Raw genomic sequence first — 23,375 nt, 5'->3', positions numbered from 1 at the left:
CAATTTGGACGTTGCACCTGATTTTTTACGTAATAAACCCATTGTAAAAATATGAAAATTATTGATAGGGCACAAGCTGCCTTACCTGGTCGTAGACTATGGCCAGGATTTGCCTTTTACCTGCTGATTAGCGCGTTCTTTTTCGGGAACGCCAGTGCGCAGGAAACAACACCACTGATCAATTCTACTTTAAAAGGTACGATCTCCGATGCCCTGACGGGCGAAAAATTAATCGGAGCCTCCATTCTAATTCAAGGAACCACACATACCGCAACATCAGACAGAGCTGGTGCTTTCAACTTTGTGACTGGTCAAAAATTCCCTTACACCTTAATCATTAAATATATAGGCTACCAAACCAAAACGCTTGTGGTGGATGGCAGTCCGGTAAATGTAAAGCTGGAGCCGGAAACCAATCAACTTCAGGATTTAGTGGTGGTTGGTTATGGCGCCCAGGATCGTAAAACACTGACCAGTTCCGTGGCCACGATTTCCGGAAAACAGATTGAAGATATTCCTGTTGCCGGTGTGGATCAGATGCTCCAGGGCCAGGCTTCCGGAGTGCTTGTTTCTTCAAATACCTCTGTTCCCGGATCCGGGATTTTTATCAGGGTAAGGGGTTCTTCCTCTATTAACGCGAGTAATGATCCTTTGTATGTGGTAGACGGTGTATTCCTAAACAACAGAACCTTGCAAAGTATTTCTACCGGCGGACAACAGACCTCGCCAATTGCCGACCTGAACCCCGGTGATGTCGAATCCATAGAAATCCTTAAAGATGCCAATGCGACTGCAATATATGGTTCCAGAGGTGCCAATGGCGTGGTGTTGATCACCACCAAACGCGGAAAACTAAACCGGAAGCCAAAAGTTGATATCGGTTATTATAAAGGAATTTCGAAGGCCATTAAATTCTGGCCAACCATCTCCGGATTGGGGGAAGGGATTTTGCAGAACGAAACCTGGCTGAACGATGGCGGTGCCTTTGACAAACGCCCTTTCAGACCGAAATCAGAAGGCGGACCAGGTTTACCGGAAGAGCAGGAAACCATTGATCGGGTAGGGTTGATTTTTCAAAATGCGCCTACAGATAATGTGGATGTATCGGTAGCCGGGGGTAATGAAAAAACAACCTATTACCTGGGTGGTAATTACTATAGTCAGGATGCAATCGTAAAACCGGATCGTTTTCAACGGGCCAGTTTTAGGGTCAATTTAGGACAGCAGTTTAATGAGAAAACTAAAATCGGGGTATCTGTCAACCTGGTGAGTACCAACCGGAACATGACACCGAATAATAATGTGCCTAACGGTACCGTAAACGGGGCTTTGTACACACCAGTCTATCTGCCACTGTACAATCCTGACGGCAGTTATGCACGGCCATCATTGTTCGAAAATCCGGTTGCTGCCATCAAAGAAACGGTGTTTACGGACGCAGGAACCAGGATTACCAGCAATATTTTCGGAGAGTATAAAATCCTGGAAGGGCTGAAGTTCAGAACCAGCTGGAGCGTAGATTTCAACGAAAGCAAGGCGGATAACTATTTCAATTCCAAATTGCAGTTAGGTCAGGCACCCATCAATGGAATTGGTACCTCAGCTTTAAACCGGAATGCGACCCTGATCAATGAACAGCTGATCAGTTATGATAAGGTCTGGGAAAATGTGCATCAGTTTAATCTGACTGTCGGTAATACCTTGCAAAAGGAGACTTTTGAAACCACCAGTGTTACCGGTACAGGTTATCCTACAGACCAGTTTACATTGGTTGCCTCTTCTGCAAGTCAGACCGGGACCTCCCGTAAATCACAAGCCGGATTGGTTTCTTTTTTCGGCAGGGCAAGCTATGGTTACAACCGTAAATATATGATTGATGCCAGTATCCGCGCAGATGCTTCTTCAAGATTTGGAAAGGACAACCGTTGGGGATATTTCCCTGCAGCAGGTGTCGCCTGGCGTGCCAGTGAGGAAGAATTTATCAAGCAGCTGAACCTGTTTTCTGAGTTGAAATTCAACGCCAGTTATGGCCTCACCGGAAATCAAAATGGCATTCCTGATTTTGCTGCATTGGGCTTATGGAACGGAGGAAATAATTACCTGAGCACCTCCGGAATTTTACCTTTTCAACTGGCTAATCCCAACCTGAAATGGGAAACGACTACGCAGTTCAATGTTGGCCTGAATATGGGCTTTCTTAAAGATCGGCTGAACCTGGAATTAAACTACTATAACAAGTATACCACGAATCTTTTATTGCAACAGCCAATCTCTCAGAAACTTGGATTTGCTTCGATCTTTTCCAACTCCGGAGAAATCAGTAATAAAGGATTTGAGCTGTCTTTGAATGCGCAGGTGATTACGCATAAGGCATTTACCTGGAATGCGCGTTTCAATATCTCCACCAATAAAAATACGATTGAGAAGTTAAATACCCCGATTCTGGACAACCGGACTATTATGCAGCAAGGAAGTCCGCTGTATTCTTTTTATGCGCATAAACAATTGGGGGTAAATCCTGCCAATGGCGATGTGGTTTTTGAAGATGTAAATGGGGATGGCCTCCTTTCTGATGCAGACCTTCAGATTGTAGGAAATGCCTGGCCGGATTTCTTTGGTGGCTTTGGCAATGAATTTACCTATGGCAATTTCGACCTGAATGTTTTCTTTAACTATTCAATTGGCAATAAAATCTGGAACAATACCCGTTACAGAATGGGACATGGCGGTTCCAGAAACGGTGTTTTTGCACAACTGGAGGAACAATTAGACCGCTGGCAAAATCCGGGCGATATTACCGAAGTTCCCCGGATGACGGCCAAAGGAAACAATGCGAGTATCATTTCAGATCGTTTTCTGGAAGATGGCTCTTATGCAAGGCTGAAAACGCTGTCTCTGGGGTATAAACTGCCTAAGGCTTTACTCGCAAAATACCACATCAGCAATGTGCGGTTATATATTGCTGCAACGAATCTGATCACCATCACCAAATATAAAGGGGTGGATCCTGAGGTCAATACCATGGGTGATAATCAAAATGTGATGGGCTATGATCAGGCCATTGCCTCACAACCGAGAACCTTTCAGGCCGGTTTTAACCTTTCTTTTTAATGTTAAAATATGTTGATCATGAAATTTAAATCAAAATATAGCCTGATATGGGCGATTCCTTTTCTGTTTTTTGGAAGCTCCTGCAAAGATTTGCTTGACCCTAAACCGCTCTTATATGTGGCGGAAGAAAACAGTATTGTCAACAAAAAAAGTGCAGATGCTGCTTTAATAGGGACCTACAGTGCCTTAGGTCAGAATAATTACCAGGGAAACACCTTCAGGTATATCGTTAATCTTGCAGACGATAACCTGCGTTGGGTGGGCAATTCGCCTTCCAACAGAGAGTTCGATGTGCATGCGGTGTTTGCCACCAATACTTCGGTTTCTTCACTATGGGGTGCTTTGTATAGCACCATCAACAGCAGTAACAACATCATCCAATCGGTCCCAAAAGTAAATGACCAGACTTTCGGGCAAGCGGATAGAAACGCAGCAATCGGAGAGGCGTATTTTATTCGCGCCCTCGCTTATTTCGATCTGGTACGTCTTTGGGGAAATGTTCCCATCATTACAGAAAGCACGCGGAATCCGAATAGCGCAGATGGGATTGGCAACAGCACCCCAGCTCAGGTGTATAAACAAGTTGGAGATGACCTGGAGGTGGCTCAAAATCTTCTGCCCGCCAGTCCGGTAACAGTAAACCGAAACCGGGCTTCTATCTATGCAGTTTATGCTTTGAAATCACGGTTGTTTCTGTATTTAGGGCAGTGGCAACAGGCCCTTGATTACGCAGATCTGGTGATTAAAGAAAGTGCTAAATTTAGTTTGGTGTCAAGCTATTCTGCTTTTTTCAACACTAAAAACACCACTGAATCTATTTTCGAAATAGATTATACCATCAATAATAAGAACTCCTGGGCCGGGAACTGGTTCGCCAGTAACCTAACCGGAGGCACGCGTGAATTGTTGCCTACAGACGAATTTATTGCCCTGGCAAGAGGCCCTTATGGTGGCGACCGCAAATCCTTATTGCTGGATATCAATACACCGCCCAAGGGAATTATCACCTATGGGAATATGAATTTCAAAATCTCTACCGGTGAAAATCAGGTTTATGCCCTGCGGATTGCGGAATTATACCTGATCCGCGCGGAAGCTAAAGCCGAATTGAACAGGATTCCGGAAGCGGTAGAAGACATCCGGATCATTCGGCTACGTGCCAAAGCGAAGGATGATGACCTGAACGGGCTGAGCGACAAAAGCCAGGTGATCACTAAAGTTTTACAGGAAAGAAGGTTGGAACTGGCTTATGAGAGCCACCGTTGGTTCGACCTGATTCGCAGAGGTCTGGCGCAGCAGGTGCTGGGCATCAGCGATGTCAATAAGTTACGATATCCTATTCCACGTCAGGAGTTACTGGTAGATCCTGCGCTTAAACAAAATCCAGGCTATAATTAATATTCACCTTTTAAAAATTGTATTATGAAATTAATGACTTTGAATTTAAGAAAAACAACTTTTGCGATTGCTTTATTCTGCTCTTTAAATACTTTGGCTAATGGGCCTGGCGATCAATTGAAACTGGAAGGTACCATCAATATCACCGGAACACGTTTCCTTTTTCCACTTCTGGAAAAGTGGGGCGAGGAGTTTTCAAAAGCAAATCCGGGTGTGAAGTTTGTCGTGAAGCAAGGGCTGGCAAATCCGGATATCAATGCTTCGGCGGCACCGCTAAAAGAGAAGGATCCTGCGAAAGGGAATTATACCATCGTGAGCCGGTTCGCAATCGTTCCGATTGTCAATGAGAAAAATCCGGGTTTAGCTAAACTACAGAAAAGTGGTTTTAAAGCCAAAGATTTTGAATCTGTTTATTTTAGCAGTAGTACCGGTAAGGATAAGTTTGCAGCCTTCGGCGATCAACCGGTTTCTTTTAAGGTGTATAGTCGCAGCGCCTGTACTTCTGCTACTTTTTCCAGTGTGCTGGGAGAGGAGTTAAAGGATTTGACGAATTCAGGGGGGAAGAGGATTGCCGATGACCAGGTTTTATTGAAAACAGTGGCTGATGATCCACTGGGCGTGGCCTATAATGACCTTGGTATTGTGTATGACCTGAAAACAAGAAAACCTAAACCGGGAATTGCCGTGGTGCCAACAGACTTAAACGGAGACGGAGTGATTGGGAAGGAGGAAAGTTTTTATGCGGATCTGGATCAGCTGATTCATTCTTTGGAATCAATTTCTACCACTTTACCACCTAAAGGGAATTTTACACTGATCTACAAAGATACGCGACCTGAGGTTACCGCTTTTGTAAACTGGGTATTGACAGAAGGGCAGCAGTATGTACATGAATACGGCTTTTTGAATAAAATATAAGCCTATAAAAAAGGCCTTCAAATTTCATTGGTTTGAAGGCCTTTTATGAAGGAAAATTTGTCCTCAGCTTTTGGTATGAATATAATTAGTTATTAATAGACTTCCAGATTTTAAAGGTGTTTTGATTGTTCCCTCCGATTTCCCTGACCACCAAACAAAGGTGCTCTTCTCTTTGTGGAAAATATTTGTCGATGATCAGCTGTGTTTGCTGAATCACTTGTCCCAGATGTTCTTCAAAAACTATGTTTTTAACGTTTAAGATCACCTGGTTCATTCTTGCTGAAATGGTACATTCGAAGGTGAATTCTCTTTTTAGTGCTTTTACTACTTTTGACCTCAGTTTTTTCATTGAATTATGATTTAATGTGTCATTGAATAGGATTCTTCCCATATGTTCTTTCAGCCTTAAACGCTGTCAGCTTTTATTAATTGTGTCGGGAATTGTCATTATTTTATTTCATGGAAATAATTAACTACTTTCTAAAAATAACGAAAAGGGTTTAAGAGAAGGAATTCTAAGGGTACTTTTTGTGTAACAAATTTAGGGTGATTGGGTTGACTCGCTGTAATGGCTTTTGTTGTAATGCGGACCTGTTTATGTTCAAATATCAGCCTATGTTGTAGCGTGGAAATACAAACACTGAGATGAGGTTTTATAATGGTGTCTTTTACAGGAATCTTATCTCGGGGCTGCTAGGGCTCTGCTGGCCAAAATTGCCTGAAAACCCTGTGCTTAGGGTGGTTTAGGTTACGAATAGATTACTAAATAGTTTAGTATCATTATAGGGAATTCATAGGATATGCTGTTGTTTGTAAGTATCTTGGTTCTAGTCAATTCAGACGAATTAACCAATTATATTATGGCAGTATGCAAAGTGGGCCCTTTTGGGCACCCTACGGGGAAAATAGGGGATGTGGTGTTTTATATGTCCAGAGGACAATTGATATGCCGCACTGCCGGTAAACCTGGTAAACCCAGCCTGAAACAAAAAGCCAATCGCGAGGAGATGTCGGTAACGATGGAACTGCTGAAACCGATGAAGGATTTTATCAATGTCAGTTTTAAACGGGAATCAGAAGGAACGCTTAAAAATCCACACAATCTGGCGACTTCCTATAACAAGAAACAGGCTTTAACGGGCGATTATCCCAATATTAAGGTTGATTATGCCAAAGTGATCCTTAGTAAAGGAGCACTGGAAATGGCAGCGGATTTGAAAGTAAGCAAAGGAACAGATGGGCTCAATTTAAGCTGGGCTTCCGGTATCGAAGAAAATGGCGCTGAAGATGATATGCTGATGGTATTGGTCAGTCACCCAACAAAAAAACAGGCAAGTACCTTTCTGAATGCCGCGAAAAGAGCAGATGGACGCTGTTTTCTTCCGCTTGATAAGGAGTGGATGATGAGCGCGCAAATGGAAGTTTATGTCTGTTTTAAATCTTCTAATGAGAAACTAATCTCTGACAGTGCTTATGCAGGTAACCTGAATGGCGCTCCCGATGGCCCGCTGGAAATCGCAGAAAAAGCAAAATACAGTATTGTTAAAGCCCGTTTTGATCAGGTTGCTGCGGATTACGAAAAGAAAAAGATGGACTACGCGGAGGGAGTCATCGCAACCAAAGCATTCCGGTACCTGGAAAAGGAATACCAGGTATTAAAGGATAAACTGAAACACCTGCCGGGGAAACCGGCTTAAGATCAGGGGATATTCCGGGTCCGTAACCTTACAAAACTTGTTTTTTTAACAGGTTAAAGGAAGAGATTTGCCTGTTTTTTTGTAAAGCAAGAAATGAATCCGGAGGATTGATTTCCCTGTTGTTCACATTAACTTAATCATTCCTTTATATGGGTGCTCTATTTTTGGGGGATGCCAACGACAGTAATAAATGAATCAACGTTAATTAACGCGCTCCAAAACGGTGATCAGGCTGCATATACTACTTTATATGAAAAGTTCTGGCGGAGCCTGTACATCCATGCCTATAAAAGAGTGAAGGATGAAGCTGCTGCAAAAGATATTGTCCAGACGGTTTTCATCAACATCTGGCAGCGGCGTGAAACGATTACGATCAATACTGAAATAGCACATTACCTAAACGGAGCGGTCAAATTTCAGGTATTCAACCATTTCAGGTCAGAGAAAGTAAAAGATAAAGTGCTGGAAAGTACCATTCAGCGTTTTGAAGAAATGACTTCCATCAACGATCTTGATGGTTATTTTGAGCTTGAAAAACTTATCGCCGGAGAGGTCGCCTTGCTTCCCGGCAAAATGAAAGAAGCTTACCTGTTAAAAGCCGCACAATTATCCACGGCAGAAATTGCCCAAAAGTTGAATTTAAAAGAACAGACGGTTTCCAATCATCTTTCCGAAGCCCTGCGCAGAATCCGTGTTAAATTGGGCGCAAAATATCCGGAATGGGTAGTTCTTGCTTTCTTCATTATTGAATTTAACCAGTTGAGGATTTCTTAACAAACACTTAACAATTTCTATAAGTAAATCCAGCCTTTTCAAGCTACTTATCTAAAAAGGGCAATAGATTGGAATCACAAGAATTTAAGAAAATACTAAAACGGTTCAGCGAAAATAAACTGACTGAAGCGGAAAAGCTGAATCTGGAGAAATGGTATGCAGCTTACGATGCAGAAGAATTTACCGGTTTCCGGGATGAAGCTCATGCCAGTCGCATTAAAGCAGAAATGTTTGCGGCAATCGCGCCAGCACAAGCTCAAAAAGTCCTGAGGTTACCAAACTGGCGAAAAAGACTTCCTTATGCTGCGGCTGCGGTGTTACTGATTGCAGTTGGGCTATTATTCAAACCAGCAGGGATCGGGGAGCAGACTGTGGATTTACCGGTATATCTGGCATATACGACTAGTGCAGCAGAAAGCAAAAAAATCACCTTAGCAGACGGCTCTATTGTTCATCTTAATCCTTCCAGTGAATTTAAAGTAACGCAGGATTTTGGTAAGCAAGCTTCGAGAACGGTATTTCTGGAAAAAGGAAATGCCTTTTTTGAAGTCGCCAAAGATCCGGAACATCCTTTCTTAGTGCATTCCGGTCTGCTGATCACCAAAGTGCTGGGTACTAAATTTAAAGTAAGCAATTATACGGATCAAAAAGGAGAGCTGGCAATCGAGGTGAGCCTGAGCGAGGGTAAAGTAGAAGTTGCTACTCCGCAAAAAGTATTGGCTCAGTTAATGCCTGGTGAAAAAATAAACTATAACCTGCGGACCAATACCTGGAAGCAAGATGATTTCGGTTTGGCGGAGAATAACCAATGGTATGCTACGGCCATAGACCTAAATCAGGGCAGTTTTGAAGAGGTAGCCAGGATCGTCAAGCTTTATTATGGAGTTACGCTAAGCAGCGAGGACCCCAATGTAGACCGTTATCAGTATAATATTCAAATGCGTTCGACACATACGCTTTCCCAAACGTTGAAAATCATCTGTTCAATACACCACAAGAAATACAGGAGGACCGGAAATGGTATAATCATCTACTAAACCAACAAAAAAGCCGGCTCTGAAGCAGAACCGGCCTGTAGAACGCAACAGCTTTAGATTGAGCCCTTCGCCTGTTGCAAAACAATTATTTTTTGTTCATGATCAAAGATAGGAACTCTAAGGGGCATTTTATATGCTGGTTCCCGGGCTTTGAAAATTAAAATACAAATGAAAAAACATTTACTGCTATTGCAGAAGATTATGCGTTATACCCTCATTGTCTATATCCTTATCCTCACCAGTTCTCAGGTGTTGCTGGCAGGAAATACCAGCGGTCAGATTTTAAACAGACGTATTAAAGTTTCTTTTAAAAACGAGACCTTACTCAGTGCCGTTCAGAAGATTGAGCGCCTGAGTGGCGTTGATTTTGCCTACGATCCTGCTTATCTAAAGTTGAAGAATATCAGAATTGATGAAATTGATTATTCCAATGATAAGATTGCTGATATCCTGGCTTCTTTGCTTGCCAATACTTCATTGACCTTCTCTGAAGAAGTACCGGGCGTAATTACACTGATGAAAAATCAGGAGCCAGGGAAAATCAGTGGTAAAGTTGTAGATGAAAAAGGCGATCCTTTACCCGGTGCAAGTATTAAAATTATGGAATTGAATAAAGGTGTTCAGAGTAATCCTGACGGCTCTTATTCCATTACTGCAGCACCAGGCACTTATACCTTAGTGGTCAGCTTTATCTCTTTTACCAGTGCTACCTATAGTAAAGTGCTGGTAAAGCCAGGGGAAATGACTAAACTCAATATCTCTCTGGTAGCTGAAACAGGTACCTTGAATGAGGTATTGGTTGTAGGATATGGCACCCAGAAAAGAGAAAACCTGACGGGTGCTGTAGATCAGGTTACCTCAAAAGTATTTGAAAACAGGCCGATAGCGAATCTTTCTCAGGGCTTACAAGGCGTGATTCCTAACTTAAATATATCCATTGCTGATGGCCGCCCTAACCAGAGTCCTTCCTATAACCTCAGAGGGACAACCTCTATCGGGCAAGGCGGTAGTGCATTGGTTTTAATTGATGGTGTGGAAGGTGATCCTTCAAGGATCAATCCTAATGATGTTGCTACAGTAACCGTACTAAAAGATGCCTCATCTGCAGCGATCTATGGCGCAAGGGCTGCTTTCGGTGTGGTTTTAATCACAACCAAAAATCCGGACAAAGACAAAACTTCTGTTAGTTATTCATTTTCAGGTGCTGTTAAAACACCGACTACGGTTCCGGATTTAGTGACTAACGGTTATGAGTTTGCGAAAGGTTTTAATGAAGCATGGTCTGCCTGGAATGACTATTCACAAACGCCTCAGAACATCAATAAAACGGTGAAATTCTCTCCTGAATACCTGGCGGAACTGAAACGTCGTGATGCTGATCCGGGCTTGCCGAAAACAGCGCTTAATGCCAATGGCGAGTACGTTTATTACGGTAATACCGATTGGTATAAAGAGCTGTTCAAGGACCATAACAATTCTATGGAGCACAATGTATCCATATCCGGCGGAAGCGGTAAATCTGATTTTTACATTTCGGGCAGGTCCTTTAAGCAATCTGGTCTTTTCAGGTACAATTCTGATGATTATCAGATGTATAATGTAAGAGCAAAGGGTTCTACCGAACTGTACTCCTGGCTGAAAGTCTATAATAATATGGATTATTCAGCGATTAAGTATTATTCACCACTTAATGTTGGAGAGGGTGGCGGAATTTTCAGGAACCTTTCTGATGAAGGTCATAATGTGGCACCAATGTTTAATCCTGATGGTACTTTAACCCACTCGGCAGCTTATACGGTAGGTGATTATTATACCGCTAAAAACGGTACGACTTCTAATAAAAAAGTCTTCAGAAATACGACTGGTTTTAGCAGTAAGTTTTTTAATGATAAATTCAGGATCAAAGGTGATTTAACTTTCCAGCAAACCACAGATGATGATACCCGCGTGCGTGTACCTGTTGCTTTCAGCAGAAAACCGGGCGTAATAGAATATGTAGGTACGAATACGAATGATTTCCAGCAGACTGACCGTACTACGCAATACCTGGCGACTAACATTTATGGGGAATATGAGCCTCAGGTCGGCAAAGACCATTTCCTGAAAGTACTGGCAGGATATAACTATGAGCAATCCACTTATAAGCGCTTGCTGGCTTCACGTAACGGGTTGATTTTTGATGATGCGCAAGACATTAATCTTGCACTTGGACAGTCTATAATTACTGCTGGTGGTCATGACCAATGGGCCGTATTGGGTGGGTTTTACCGCTTAAATTATGCCTATAAAGACCGCTATTTATTCGAAGCAAACGGTAGATATGACGGTTCTTCAAAATTCCCTTCCGACCAGCGTTATGACTTTTTCCCTTCTTTTTCTGCAGGATGGAGACTGAGTCAGGAACCTTTCTGGAATGTAAATAAGAATGTGATTACGGATGTGAAAATCAGGGCTTCTTATGGTTCCTTAGGAAATGGAAGTATCGCTTCTTATGCTTTTCAGGAGAAATTTAAAATAGAGCAATCCGGCAGAATATTAAATGGGGTGAGACCACAGTATACGAGTCAGCCGGGGGTATTGCCAGACGGTCTGACCTGGGAAACTTCTCAAACCAAAAATATAGGCCTTGACCTGGCATTCCTGAACAACCGCTTAAATTTCAGCGGAGATGCCTACGTAAGAAATACTAAAAATATGTTTACCGTTGGTATGACATTGCCGGGAGTTTTCGGAACAGAGGTACCAAAGGGTAACTATGCAGATTTAACAACTAAAGGCTGGGAAGCTACAATTTCCTGGAGAGATCAGTTTGCGGTATCTGGCAGTCCTTTAACCTATGATATTCGTTTAACGTTGGCAGATTCCAAAGCGAAAATTACCAAGTACAATAATCCGCAGAAAAGGCTGACAGATTATTATACCGGACAAAATGTGGGAGAGATTTGGGGTTACGACACGGATCGTTACTTTACTTCTGCGGAGGATATCGCGAATTCAGCAAAACAGATCCTGACTAAAGCGTCGAACAGTGGTAAATTATTACCCGGCGATATTAAGTTCAAAGATTTGAATGGTGATGGGGTGATTAATGACGGAGATAATACGGTTGATAATCCCGGAGATAAAAAAGTGATTGGTAATTCGACGCCAAGATATACCTATGGCATTTCCTTAGGTGCGCAGTGGAAAAGTTTCTTCTTCAGCAGTTTCTTCCAGGGGGTAGCTAAAATGGATTGGTATCCCGGGTCTGAAAATGGTCTTTTCTGGGGACAATACAACCGTCCTTACAATAAGATTCCTAAATCTATGCAAGACAAAATATGGTCGGAAAGCAACCCTGATGCTTATTTCCCAAGGTACCGCGGGTATGTGGCGCAAAATGGTTCAGGGGAGTTGCAATCGCAATCCAAATACATTCAGAATGTAGCTTATATCCGTCTTAAAAATGTTCAGGTTGGCTATAACCTTCCGGTAAATCTGGTGAAAAAAGTAGGTTTAAGTGCTGCTCGTGTAGTGCTTTCCGGAGAAAATATTTTTACTTATTCACCGCTTTACAAAATCACCAGAGATATAGATGTAGAAAGTATCGGTAATTCAGAAGGTGGTGGAAATGGAAATAATTATCCGCAGTTAAAGAGCTATAGCATAGGTTTTACGGCTACATTTTAATCAAAAACTAGTAAATACATAAAGATAATAATATGAAAAGATTCTGTTTATGGTTCGCTTTTTCTGCTGTGTTTATGACAGGATGTAAAAAGCTGGATCAGACACCTGAAGATAGTGCAATCCGTACCTCGGTATTTAGCAATGAGAAGGGGCTTGAATTGTATGCCAATTCCTTTTATGACGTATTACCTACCGCAAATGAGACGCACCGCGGAGATGAAATGTCTGATTATGGAGCAAGAAGTCAGTCGCCGGATTTTCTGGTTGCCGGTGCTTATAATTCCAGAACTGCCCAGGGAGAAAAGGGCTGGGATTGGAGGAAACTGAGAAACATTAACTTTTTTATAGAGAATAATGTGGATCCAAAGGTGAGTCCGGAGGTAAGAAAGCAATACCAGGGATTAGCCAGGTTTTTCCGCGCTTTCTTTTACTTTCAAAAGGTGAAAAGATATGGTGATGTGCCCTGGATCAACAAAACTTTAAAAGTAGACGATCCTGCATTGTATAATGGAAGAGATACAAGAGCTTTAGTGATGGACTCGGTGTTGGCGGATCTTGATTTTGCGATTGCCAATATCAGCCGCTCCGGCGATAATTCTAAAACGTTGATCACGAAATCTGTCGCTCTGGCTTTTAAATCAAGAGTATGTTTGTACGAAGGTACTTTCAGAAAATACCATCCGGAAAAGAATTTGACAGCTACCGCTGATAAATGGCTAACGGAAGCGGCTACTGCGGCGGCGACAACCATGCAGACTTCTGGCTTTACACTGAATACGAGTGCTGGCGAAGATGCTTCTTACCGCCAACTGTTTACGAGTACGGCTCCTGTAGGTTCAGAAATCATGCTTTCTGTTGTTGCTGATGCCAACCTGGCCATCTATAATGACGCCAATTGGTATTGGACCAGTGCTACTTATGGCAGCAGGTTAAGCTTTACACGTACTTTTGTAAATACTTACCTGAATATTGACGGTACGCCATTTACCAGTACACCGGGGTACCAGACGATGCCTTTTGTAGAAGAGGTGAAAGGTCGCGATAAACGTTTGCAACAGACCATCAGAATGGGGGATTATAAGCGTATTAATGGAGGTACACCAGAAGCTGCACCGCCGATTTTTTCTTATACCTATACCGGTTATCAACCTATAAAATGGACCCTGGATGATACAAAATATGATGGTGGTTCTCTGAATGTGAACTCCATAAGTATCTTAAGGTATGCTGAAGTTTTACTGAATTATGCGGAGGCAAAAGCCGAACTAGGCACTTTTACGGATGCCGACTGGTCAAAAACAATTGGTGCTTTAAGACAGCGTGCCGGAATTAAAGGTGGTTTAACCACTAAACCGACCGTTGCGGATACTTATATGATGCAAAACTATTTCCCGGATGTGGCTGACGCTTCCCTGTTAGAAATCAGAAGGGAAAGAGGAATAGAGCTGGCATTGGAAGGCCTTAGATTTGATGATATCGTGAGGTGGAAACATGGTGAATTAATGACCAAAGTATGGAATGGTTTTTATGTTCCTGCATTAGATGTACCTATGGATTTAAATGGTGATGGTAAATTGGATGTATGTTTTTATAAAGTGATGCCTGCAAATCCTGTTGCCGGTGTAAACTATATCAATGTAGCCCCAACAACAAATGGTGGGGTAAATCCTCAGCGCTTAAGTAATGATACTTCCGGCGAACTGACCTGGTTAACCACCGTAACGAGAACCTTTGAAGCTAAAAATTATCTATATCCTATTCCGGAATCCGATAGGATTGTGAACCCTAAGCTGGGACAGAATCCAGGTTGGTAAATTATTAAATGATCTTTTAAAATATATAACACGATGAAAAAAATTAATATTACTGTAGTACTTCTTTTACTTACCTGTAGTCAGCTATTTGCTCAGAAACTAGTTGTTGGGACTTTTAATTTACGATATGATAACAAGGGTGATGTTGGGAATTTATGGGAGCAACGGGCACCGGTAGCCGCTAATTTATTGAGATTCCATCAATATGATATTTTCGGAATTCAAGAAGGTTTAAAAAATCAACTGGATGATCTTTCTAAGGCTTTACCAGAATATGAACATTATGGTTTAGGTCGTGATGACGGTAAAGAGGGCGGAGAACACTCTTCTATATTTTATCGAAAAGACAAGTTTAAATTGCTGAAAAAGGGCGATTTCTGGTTGTCGGAGAAGCCTGATCAGCCAGGTAAAGGTTGGGATGCCACTTGCTGCAACAGGATCTGCACCTGGTTATACCTTCAGGATCTAAGAACCGGCAAAAAATTCTATTACTTTAATGCACATTTTGATCATCAGGGTAAGGTGGCAAAAGTAGAAAGCAGTAAGTTGATTCTGGCTAAAATCAAGGAAATAGCAGGGAATACTCCGGCAATATTTACCGGTGATTTAAATGTAGATCATAATGGTGATAGTTACAAGATATTAGCGACATCAGACTTCTTAACGGATACTTTTAGTCAGGTAGAACACCCATATAGAAACAACTCTTCTTTCAATTCTTTCGGTGCAGATGTGAAGGGTTTTGGTGTAATTGACCATGTTTTTGTAACGAAAGGTTTTACCGCCAGCAGGTGGGGGATTTTAACGGATACTTACCATGGGAAATTTCCTTCGGACCATTTTCCGGTGTTGGTAGACGTGATGTTGAAGTAGTATTTAAGATGTTTGTTAGCGTTTAAATTAACAGCCGTTCAATTGAGTTTTGTATTCAGTTGAGCGGCTGTTTTAATTCCTGCTTATTCCGGCATAAAAGCAATAGCGTCAACTTCTACCAGCATATCATCTAATGCTAACTTTGGAACAGGAATTAAGGTGCTAGCCGGGAATTTATTGTTCTTCCATACCTGATGCATTTCTTCTGTCCATATCGCGAGTTTTTCCTGATTATGGTCCACAATTAATACGGTGATTTTAAGTACATCATCAGGTTTTAAGTGATATGCTTTAAGCACAGTTTCTAAGTTTGACAAAGCGAATTTAACCTGGGTTCTGAAATCTTTGGAGAGCGTATGCTTTAAATCCTGACCACCGCTTTGCCCGGATATAAATACATATTTTCCTTTATCCGCGCTGCTTGTCGCATGCGAAAAGGCGAATGGGGTAGGGTCAAAGAGTGTTTTTGGGTTTTTGTGAATGATATTGGTCATAGGGGTTGGAGTTATGTTTTTATCATTTTGAGGTGCTGAGCAGGCTGAAAATGATAATATGAAGATTGAGGAGATCAGGGTGTTTTTTTTGTGTCCTGAAACGGCCTTTAAAATAATTATTCATAGGCTGCAAAGAATTGATTTAACTGAATTAGTTGAGTAATTGCTGCTTTAGACCAGTAGGCTGCGTTGTGCTCACCAGGTCTTTCCTCGTAAATATGAGGAATGTTGAATAAGAGAAGTTGTTGGTGTAATTTCCGGTTTTGTTCAATTAATGGATCTTCTGTTCCACAGCTAATAAAAATTTTTTGGCGGGAGTTTTTTAGTTTTTCTATTTGAGACATCACGGTGTATTTATGCCAGTTTTCAAGATTTTCTCCTAATGCTTTTGGTACTCCGTATTCCTTTCCGAAAGGTGTAAAGTCCATTACGCCAGATAAACTGCCAATGGCCTTAAACGTGTTTTGATGCCTGGCTCCAATATATAAGGCACCGTGTCCACCCATACTCCAACCGATTATTGCTGTTTTTGATTGGTCTGAGTTATAGTGGTTCTGAACATAATCCACCAATTCTTTGGCAATAAATGTTTCGTACCTGGAGTTTTGAACTTCGCTGTCAACATACCAGCTGTCATAATTTCCATCAGGTAAAATAAACATCATTTTCAGCTCTTTGCTAAGCGCTAACAAAGCTGGAATATCCTGCGTTATTGTTCTTTTTGGATAACCACTATAACCATGCAAAACGTAAACTGTTGGTAATTTCTTTTCTGTGGCTGATGAAGGACGAATCACCAGTGTTTTGACTTCCTTTTTCATGGAAGAACTATAGATATTTAAGGTGTCAACCTGCTGGGAAAAGGCTTGAAACCCGATACCCAGTACAGATAAGGTAACTAATAATATTCTCATTGTATTCTTGTTTTAATTGTTGCAGGCAAAGGTATCGCTGCTCATTTTTTAAAACATATACATATGTTGAGGGACTCGCTATTACTAAATACTTTCCTTCATTTGAATGGAAGTGATTATGGGAGGGGAGTAGTTGGATGTAGTTTCTGGTTAATGATTAATTAGGTTGATTTTTCGGGTTAGTTGGAGGTCCCGGTAGTCCAGTGTAAATTGAATTAAGATACCAGGGGTAATTTGAAAAACAGTATTCATAATTTTAAATCCATTCTAACCGGGGTTGGTTAAGATCTTAATGCATGGAAATATGAATTGCTAAAGGTTTACGGCTTCCCGTAAGATAAGCAATCCAGAACTGTATACTTTTGAATGTTGAACAATTAAAATGTAACATTTAATGCGAAAAATCTACGAAAGAAGAAATAATACGAACCGTTTAGGCGCTGTAATATTTTCCTTATTAATCCTGTTTTGTTCCTCATGTAGCAAAAAAAATCAGGAGCCAGAAGAGGTGATTAAAACGGAAATTTACTCCTATGAAGTAACCTGTACAGCTTGTGAAATCCAATTCATGGATACAAATAAAAGCATTAAGAAGATAACCAATACTAATGGAAAGTGGAGTTATTCTTTCGAAAAGGCTGATGCCGTAGACTTAAAAATCAACATCCGAACTACTAACAGTGTTTATCAAAGTATTGATGCTTATATCCTAAAGAACAATGAAGTGATTTATGGAGGCTTAGGGTACAATAGTTTTGATTTATTATATAATGTTAATTCGGGACAAAAATCGATGATTTATGGTAGTTATTCTGCTGGTTCTAGCGGCGGGTCTGGCTCTAGTGGAGGAAATACAAAACCCACCTCTTCAGTATGCGGTGCAAAGAATAAAACCGGAGGGTATTGTAAACGTGTCGTTTCTGGAGGAGGAAGATGCTGGCAGCATAGCTAATATTCAAGTAATATGCTGAAAGTAAATGGAATGATGATAAGACTTTTTGTGTGGTTTTGATGACCATATTGCAGCGAGGGTGGGAAAGCTTTAACAAAGAAGCCGCCTCATATTTTACATATGAGGCGGCTTCTTCAAGTAATGGCTAAACGATCTTACAAAGAATAACGAAGTGTAATCCCATAAGTTCCTGGATCACCAAGTACCCCGGCATATAAACCAGCGTTACCTGCTGCAGCCTGTACTTGTTCGTAATAATTTTTATTCGCGATATTTCTGGCCCAAACAAACAGGGAGAATTTATCGGATTTAAATCCTAACCGGGCATTCAACAATGAATAACCTTCTACGACTAATACACGTGAAGGTGTAGGATTTGAAGAATAATCTGAACGGTAACTGGCATCGGCAGCAATAAAATATCTACCTGCTGTGCTGGCCAGACTTCCCGGATTACTGAACTCTGCACCACCAGAAACATTCCATTTGGATATCCCTGGTAATCTGCCTCCTGAAGCATCTTTAAACGCCACTTGTGTAGCTACACCATTAACGAGTTCTGTATGACCGGTTTCTTCTAATGGCAATGGGGCATTTGTGAATTTCACATATTTGCCATCCAGATAGGCCAGAGCAGCATTTAAAGTTAAGAACCTGCCTAATTGATAAATCCCATCGACTTCCAAACCTTTTACATTAACTTTTTCAGCATTGGCAAGATAACCTCTGTTTACGCCCAGTTGTGGGGATTGCACATTGGTTTGGTAGTCTTTAATATCTGTATTGAATGCGCTAACGTTTACAATTGCACCTTTAAATGGCTTGCTTTTAACACCTAATTCATAGTGCTGAACATATTCTGGTTTTACGATAGCCACAGACAAGTCTGCTTCTCCGGTAGCAGTTGTTGGCAAGCCACCTACGTTAACACCAACTGGTTTATAAGCGGTAGAGAAATTTCCATAAGCATTTAACTTAGTCGTAGGTCGGTATGACAAGGTGATATTACCAGACAAATTATTGTTGTCTACACTGGTGCTGAATTGCTGATTATTATAAACGGCGGTTTTAAGTGCAAGTAACGCTGCATTTGAAGTTTGCAGGCCTCCATAAGTTACCCTGTCATAATCAACATCTTTTTTATCATAAGTATATCTTAAGCCTGGTAACACATGCAGGTGGTTTAGAAACTCCCAGTCGGCCTGTGCAAATACAGCGGTACTTAATGATTTGATCGTTGAATTGGTTTTGATACCATAGCCATCTAACAAGCCGGGTGTTGAGTATAGTGCCTGGGCACCGGTATTACTTGTTTGTACAAATCTCCACTGGTCTTTACCAACCTCTTCGGTCTGGTCTAGTCCTTTTAAATTCTGACCAAGGGCAAATACACCAATTACGCCGGTTATTTTTTCAGCTATATTACCTGCGTATCTAAACTCCTGCGAATATTGATCATGGCGGGAGTTCCCCTGAGATTTGGTCAGTGCATACAATTCAGAGAAATCCCTGTCGTTTGTAGGATCCCAATTCCAGAACCTCCATGCAGTAGTTGAAGTAAGCGTTCCGTTGCCTATCTTATAATCCACATTTAAGGATATACCCCCAATTGACTGGTCATGTTTCCATGGCGTATTGGTATTGATTTTTCTGGAAGAAGGGTCTGCTACAGGCTGCTGATAACCTAAATCAGAAATAATCTGGGCATATTGGCGGTAAGGGCTTCTTTCTGTAGTCGTAACGCCTGCAATTACAAGTGGGTACCCTGCAGGGTGCTGAATACTGACATCTCCACTTAATAATACCTGTAATTTATCTGAGGGCGTATAGTATAGCTGACCTTTAAAACCAAGGTTGTTTTGGCCGCTGTATCTACGTTCTTCTTTAGTATTGTAAATTGTACCATCTCGTTGAGTTCCGGAAATGGATAATCTTGCTGCCAGATCTTTTGCAATACCTCCTGTAACCGATGTTTTCGCTTGCATAAAGTTGTAATTCCCAAAACTCAATTCAACTTTTCCGCCGGGTGTTTGAGTTGGTTTTGCTGTAGTGATGTTAAATGCACCTGCAGTAGTGTTCTTGCCAAACAAGGTTCCTTGCGGGCCACGAAGGATCTCTATTTGTTCAATGTCAAGAAAATCTGTAGAAGTAGCTGCCGGACGAGCCTGATAAACTCCGTCTACATAAAAGCCTACTCCAGGATCAATACCGTCGTTGGTTAAGCCAAATGTTGAGCCTAGCCCTCTGATATTAAGTGTTGTATTTCTGGCGTTTGATGCATATAACTGTACAGAAGGAACCAGCTCTTTTAAACGGTTAACGTTAAAAGCCCCCGCATTTTCTGCAGCTTGTCCCCCGATTACAGTGATTGCGATAGGCACATCTTGTAGCACTTCCGAACGTCTTCTGGATGTTACCACAATCTCATCCAGTAGTTCACTTTCAATCAGTATTAACTCGAAAGGTGTTTCCTGAAGTTTTAAAATCTGAAAATCCTGGGACTTGTAGCCAATTGAACTTACCCGAAGGTAAAATGGAAGGTCTTGTTTTGAATCGATGCTAAACTTGCCCTCAGCATCTGCCATTGCAGAAATTTTAGTGCCTCTTATCAATACTGTTGCATGTGGTACCGGGGTGCCGTTACTGGTTTTTATAACACCTGTTATCGCACTTTGGGCAAAAACATAATTTGCCGTGAGGATAAAGGACAGGATAATAAATAAATGTTTTTTCATCTTGTTAATATTAAATAGTTTGTTGGTTTTACGCGTTGGTTTTCGGTGATTTTTGTAAAAGATAAATTGCAAAGCAAAGCCATAAGGATGTTTTCAGCATCCAGCCAGGTTTCAAAATATATTATAGGATTTGTAGACGTTTTAGTCTTCCTCAGTGATTACTGATCAGAATCAACAACAACAGTTACAGTCTAATGGAAAGGGCATTCCTGCATTAGCTGTTTTTCTTTTCATTTTGATGAAATGTAAGTCTGTTTTCATTGTGATCCAGTTTGTTAAGGGTTGTTTTTATAATGCGAAGATAGTATTCTTTTTTATTAAATCAATAAAATCTATGGATTTTGTAGTTTTTATTTGAAAAGAGAGTTTTCTGGCTTTTTAAGGCCTGAAAAGGTAGGCTGGGAAAAACGTATGGGTTTTCCGGTCAGATGCTGTTTTACTTGATTTCGCGACTCAGTTCCTGAGCAACCGCTAAGTGCTTTTTCAATATTGGCAATTGTTTCAACGTAAATGCCTTCAGCTCAGGATCAGTAGAGTTACTGCCTATAGTATAAATGTTGATGATGTTTCGGTTGCTTTCAACCATCATTTTAACAAAATCCAGATCTGTTTTAGGAGTGCCCCGCAATAGCACTTCCTTCTCGAGCACTATGTTTTTCTGCGAAGTAAGTTTTTTCAATTCCTTCAGAATCTCTGTATGATTGGAGGAGATCATGCCGGCATAGTTTTTAATATTGTCTTTGGTCGCTGTACGACCAGCTCTGTTACTCACACTGATTTCCATTAGTTGAGCTGTGGCCATTCTATTGAGCAATTCTGCATCTGTCAGTGTTTCTAAGTTCTGTTGTTTCCCTTTAGCCAAAGTGTTCGCTCTTCCAATTGCATTACTGGCTATGTTGGTTGCGTTTATCATTGAACCAGCACCTCTTGGTTCGCTGATTCCGGGTGTGAGCCCGTCACCACTAGCATTAATAACAGACCTACCCGGGTTTTTTATACCAGGATTGATGGTTGTAATTTTACTGCGCTTTCTTTTCCCCTCAGCAGATGAATTTCTGGAAGTTGAACAGGAATAGATCAGGCAGGATAATAGGATTGAAGTTGTGATTATTCGAAGTGTGTTCATGGTTCCCTGATTAAGTTAGATGCTGAATCAAAACTATATTAATACCACAAAGATAAGCTAATTAAAATGCAGAATTTCGCCCTTTTATTTCTCTCAGCATAATCCGATGTCTTTCCCTTATATTTGCCCATAATTCAATATTCCCATACTGTGATTAATGTAAATAACATATCCGTTTCATTTGGCGGAACCACCCTGTTTAGCGATGTAACCTTTTCGATAAACGAGAACGATAAGATAGCCCTGATGGGTAAGAATGGTGCAGGTAAGTCGACCATCTTAAAGATCATTGCCAATGCGTCAAAACCTACTTCTGGTAACGTAACCGGTCCAAAGGATGCGGTAATAGCGTATTTGCCACAGCATTTCCTCACCCAGGATAAGGTTACCGTCTTTGAAGAAACGATGAAAGCTTTCGAAGAGGTAAACCAGATGCAAAAAGAGCTTGATGAGTTGAATGAGCAGCTTACTATTCGTACCGATTACGATAGTGATGACTACATGAAACTGATTGAACGTGTTTCTGAACTGAGTGAAAAGTTTTATTCGATCGAAGAGGTCAATTATGATGCAGAGGTAGAAAAGGTATTAAAAGGCTTAGGCTTCGAGCGTAAAGACTTTACCCGTCAAACTTCTGAGTTTTCTGGCGGATGGCGCATGCGCATTGAGCTGGCAAAAATTCTGTTAAAGAAACCAGATCTGATCTTATTGGATGAGCCTACCAACCACATGGATATCGAGAGTATCCAATGGCTGGAAGATTTCCTGATCAACTCTGCTAAAGCAGTGATGGTGATTTCCCACGACCGTGCCTTTGTAGATAACATTACCAATCGTACCATCGAGGTAACGATGGGTAGAATATACGATTACAAAGCAAAATATAGCCATTATCTCCAGTTGCGTGCAGACCGACGTATCCACCAATTGAAAGCTTATGAGGAACAGCAGCGTTTTATCGCAGATAACCAGGAGTTTATAGATCGTTTTAGAGGGGTTTATTCCAAAACCTTGTCGGTGCAGTCGCGTGTGAAGATGCTCGAAAAGCTCGAAGTTATTGAGATCGATGAAGTGGATACTTCAGCATTGCGCCTGAAATTCCCACCATCGCCGCGTTCGGGTCAATATCCGGTAATCGTAGAAGAGCTTACTAAAACCTATGGCGATCATGTGGTGTTCGAAAAAGCATCAATGGTGATCAAACAGGGAGAAAAAGTGGCTTTTGTTGGTAAAAATGGTGAAGGTAAGTCGACCATGATCAAAGCCATCATGGGCGAGATCGATTTTGAAGGTGAATTAAAAGTTGGTCACAATGCCAGGATTGGATACTTTGCCCAAAATCAAGCTGCATTGCTTGATGAAAATATGACGGTATTCGAAACCATTAACCAGATTCCACTCAGCGATGGTTCTATAAAAATTAAGGACCTTTTAGGCGCCTTTATGTTCAGTGGTGATGATACCACGAAAAAAGTTAAGGTGCTTTCAGGAGGAGAGAAAACCCGTTTAGCCATGATCAAGTTACTGTTAGAGCCAGTAAATGTATTGATCCTGGATGAGCCAACCAACCACCTGGACATGAAGACCAAAGATATTATCAAGGACGCCCTTAAAGATTTTGATGGCACTATGATACTGGTATCCCATGATCGTGATTTCCTGGATGGGCTGGCAGAAAAAGTATTTGAGTTTGGTAATAAGCGTGTCCGGGAGCATTTTGAGGATATCAAAGGGTTTCTTGCCTACAAGAAAATGGATAGCTTAAAAGAAATCGAACAAAGCTAAAAAGGTGTCTATCTCCATAAGCTCAAAGTATACCCGCTAATGAGTACAGAAACCTTTCCCAACCGGGAAAGATGATTA

The 23,375-nt window shown here is 41.3% G+C and carries 16 protein-coding genes; 11 read left to right on the top strand and 5 right to left on the bottom strand.

Going from position 1 to position 23,375, the window contains the following annotated elements; genetic code table 11:
• Positions 1-51 precede the first annotated feature (51 nt).
• Genes OQX61_RS02715 through OQX61_RS02705 form a run of 3 tightly spaced genes read left to right on the top strand, consistent with a single transcriptional unit; the run spans position 52 to position 5,427 of the window.
• Entirely contained in the window at positions 52-3,111 is a 3,060-nt protein-coding gene (locus OQX61_RS02715; protein WP_265840116.1) for a TonB-dependent receptor, read from the top strand.
• Between the two features lie 18 nt (positions 3,112-3,129).
• Complete coding sequence (locus OQX61_RS02710) at positions 3,130-4,509, top strand: RagB/SusD family nutrient uptake outer membrane protein (RefSeq protein WP_265840115.1); 1,380 nt, start codon at positions 3,130-3,132, stop codon at positions 4,507-4,509.
• A gap of 24 nt (positions 4,510-4,533) precedes the next feature.
• On the top strand, positions 4,534-5,427 hold the full coding sequence (locus OQX61_RS02705) for a hypothetical protein (protein WP_265840114.1): 894 nt from the start codon (positions 4,534-4,536) through the stop codon (positions 5,425-5,427).
• An 85-nt stretch (positions 5,428-5,512) separates the two neighbouring features.
• Here the strand turns inward: OQX61_RS02705 and OQX61_RS02700 are convergent, their stop codons facing one another.
• Entirely contained in the window at positions 5,513-5,776 is a 264-nt protein-coding gene (locus tag OQX61_RS02700; RefSeq protein WP_265840113.1) for a hypothetical protein, read from the bottom strand.
• A gap of 511 nt (positions 5,777-6,287) precedes the next feature.
• On the opposite strand from OQX61_RS02700, the gene OQX61_RS02695 reads away from it, so the two are divergent.
• The 6 genes from OQX61_RS02695 to OQX61_RS02670 all read left to right on the top strand — a co-directional run bounded on the left by OQX61_RS02695 (position 6,288) and on the right by OQX61_RS02670 (position 15,291).
• On the top strand, positions 6,288-7,124 hold the full coding sequence (locus OQX61_RS02695) for a DUF6266 family protein (protein WP_265840112.1): 837 nt from the start codon (positions 6,288-6,290) through the stop codon (positions 7,122-7,124).
• Positions 7,125-7,295: 171 nt separating this feature from the next.
• Entirely contained in the window at positions 7,296-7,898 is a 603-nt protein-coding gene (locus tag OQX61_RS02690; protein WP_265840111.1) for a sigma-70 family RNA polymerase sigma factor, read from the top strand.
• A 68-nt stretch (positions 7,899-7,966) separates the two neighbouring features.
• A complete protein-coding gene (locus OQX61_RS02685) occupies positions 7,967-8,935 on the top strand; it encodes a FecR family protein (RefSeq protein WP_265840110.1) in 969 nt (322 codons plus the stop codon).
• A gap of 168 nt (positions 8,936-9,103) precedes the next feature.
• Positions 9,104-12,604 (top strand): TonB-dependent receptor, encoded by a 3,501-nt coding sequence (locus OQX61_RS02680; protein ID WP_265840109.1) that lies wholly within the window; start codon positions 9,104-9,106, stop codon positions 12,602-12,604.
• Between the two features lie 32 nt (positions 12,605-12,636).
• Complete coding sequence (locus tag OQX61_RS02675) at positions 12,637-14,418, top strand: RagB/SusD family nutrient uptake outer membrane protein (RefSeq protein WP_265840108.1); 1,782 nt, start codon at positions 12,637-12,639, stop codon at positions 14,416-14,418.
• Between the two features lie 33 nt (positions 14,419-14,451).
• A complete protein-coding gene (locus OQX61_RS02670; protein ID WP_265840107.1) occupies positions 14,452-15,291 on the top strand; it encodes an endonuclease/exonuclease/phosphatase family protein in 840 nt (279 codons plus the stop codon).
• A gap of 83 nt (positions 15,292-15,374) precedes the next feature.
• Here OQX61_RS02670 and OQX61_RS02665 read toward each other — a convergent pair whose 3' ends face one another.
• Positions 15,375-15,785 (bottom strand): RidA family protein, encoded by a 411-nt coding sequence (locus tag OQX61_RS02665; RefSeq protein ID WP_265840106.1) that lies wholly within the window; start codon positions 15,783-15,785, stop codon positions 15,375-15,377.
• Positions 15,786-15,901: 116 nt separating this feature from the next.
• Positions 15,902-16,606, bottom strand: coding sequence for an alpha/beta hydrolase family protein (locus OQX61_RS02660; RefSeq protein WP_265840105.1), 705 nt, complete (start codon positions 16,604-16,606; stop codon positions 15,902-15,904).
• Positions 16,607-17,093: 487 nt separating this feature from the next.
• On the opposite strand from OQX61_RS02660, the gene OQX61_RS02655 reads away from it, so the two are divergent.
• Positions 17,094-17,651: a hypothetical protein gene (locus tag OQX61_RS02655; RefSeq protein ID WP_265840104.1), complete on the top strand. Its 558-nt coding sequence runs from the start codon at positions 17,094-17,096 to the stop codon at positions 17,649-17,651.
• Between the two features lie 155 nt (positions 17,652-17,806).
• Here OQX61_RS02655 and OQX61_RS02650 read toward each other — a convergent pair whose 3' ends face one another.
• Both OQX61_RS02650 and OQX61_RS02645 read right to left on the bottom strand, forming a co-directional pair.
• Entirely contained in the window at positions 17,807-20,386 is a 2,580-nt protein-coding gene (locus OQX61_RS02650; protein WP_265840103.1) for a TonB-dependent receptor, read from the bottom strand.
• 436 nt (positions 20,387-20,822) lie between these two features.
• Positions 20,823-21,512 carry a DUF4142 domain-containing protein gene (locus OQX61_RS02645; RefSeq protein ID WP_265840102.1) on the bottom strand — a complete coding sequence of 230 codons (690 nt, stop codon included), beginning with the start codon at positions 21,510-21,512 and terminating at the stop codon, positions 20,823-20,825.
• Between the two features lie 150 nt (positions 21,513-21,662).
• Here OQX61_RS02645 and OQX61_RS02640 point away from each other — a divergent pair, with 150 nt between their 5' ends.
• Positions 21,663-23,297, top strand: coding sequence for an ABC-F family ATP-binding cassette domain-containing protein (locus tag OQX61_RS02640; protein ID WP_265840100.1), 1,635 nt, complete (start codon positions 21,663-21,665; stop codon positions 23,295-23,297).
• The last annotated feature ends 78 nt before the right edge of the window (positions 23,298-23,375 follow it).

Origin of the sequence: Pedobacter sp. PLR, from assembly GCF_026239675.1 — a bacterium.
Taxonomy (GTDB): Bacteria; Bacteroidota; Bacteroidia; order Sphingobacteriales; family Sphingobacteriaceae; genus Pedobacter.
Note: the sequence above shows the minus strand (reverse complement) of the source record. Positions and strands in the feature narration are given on the sequence as shown.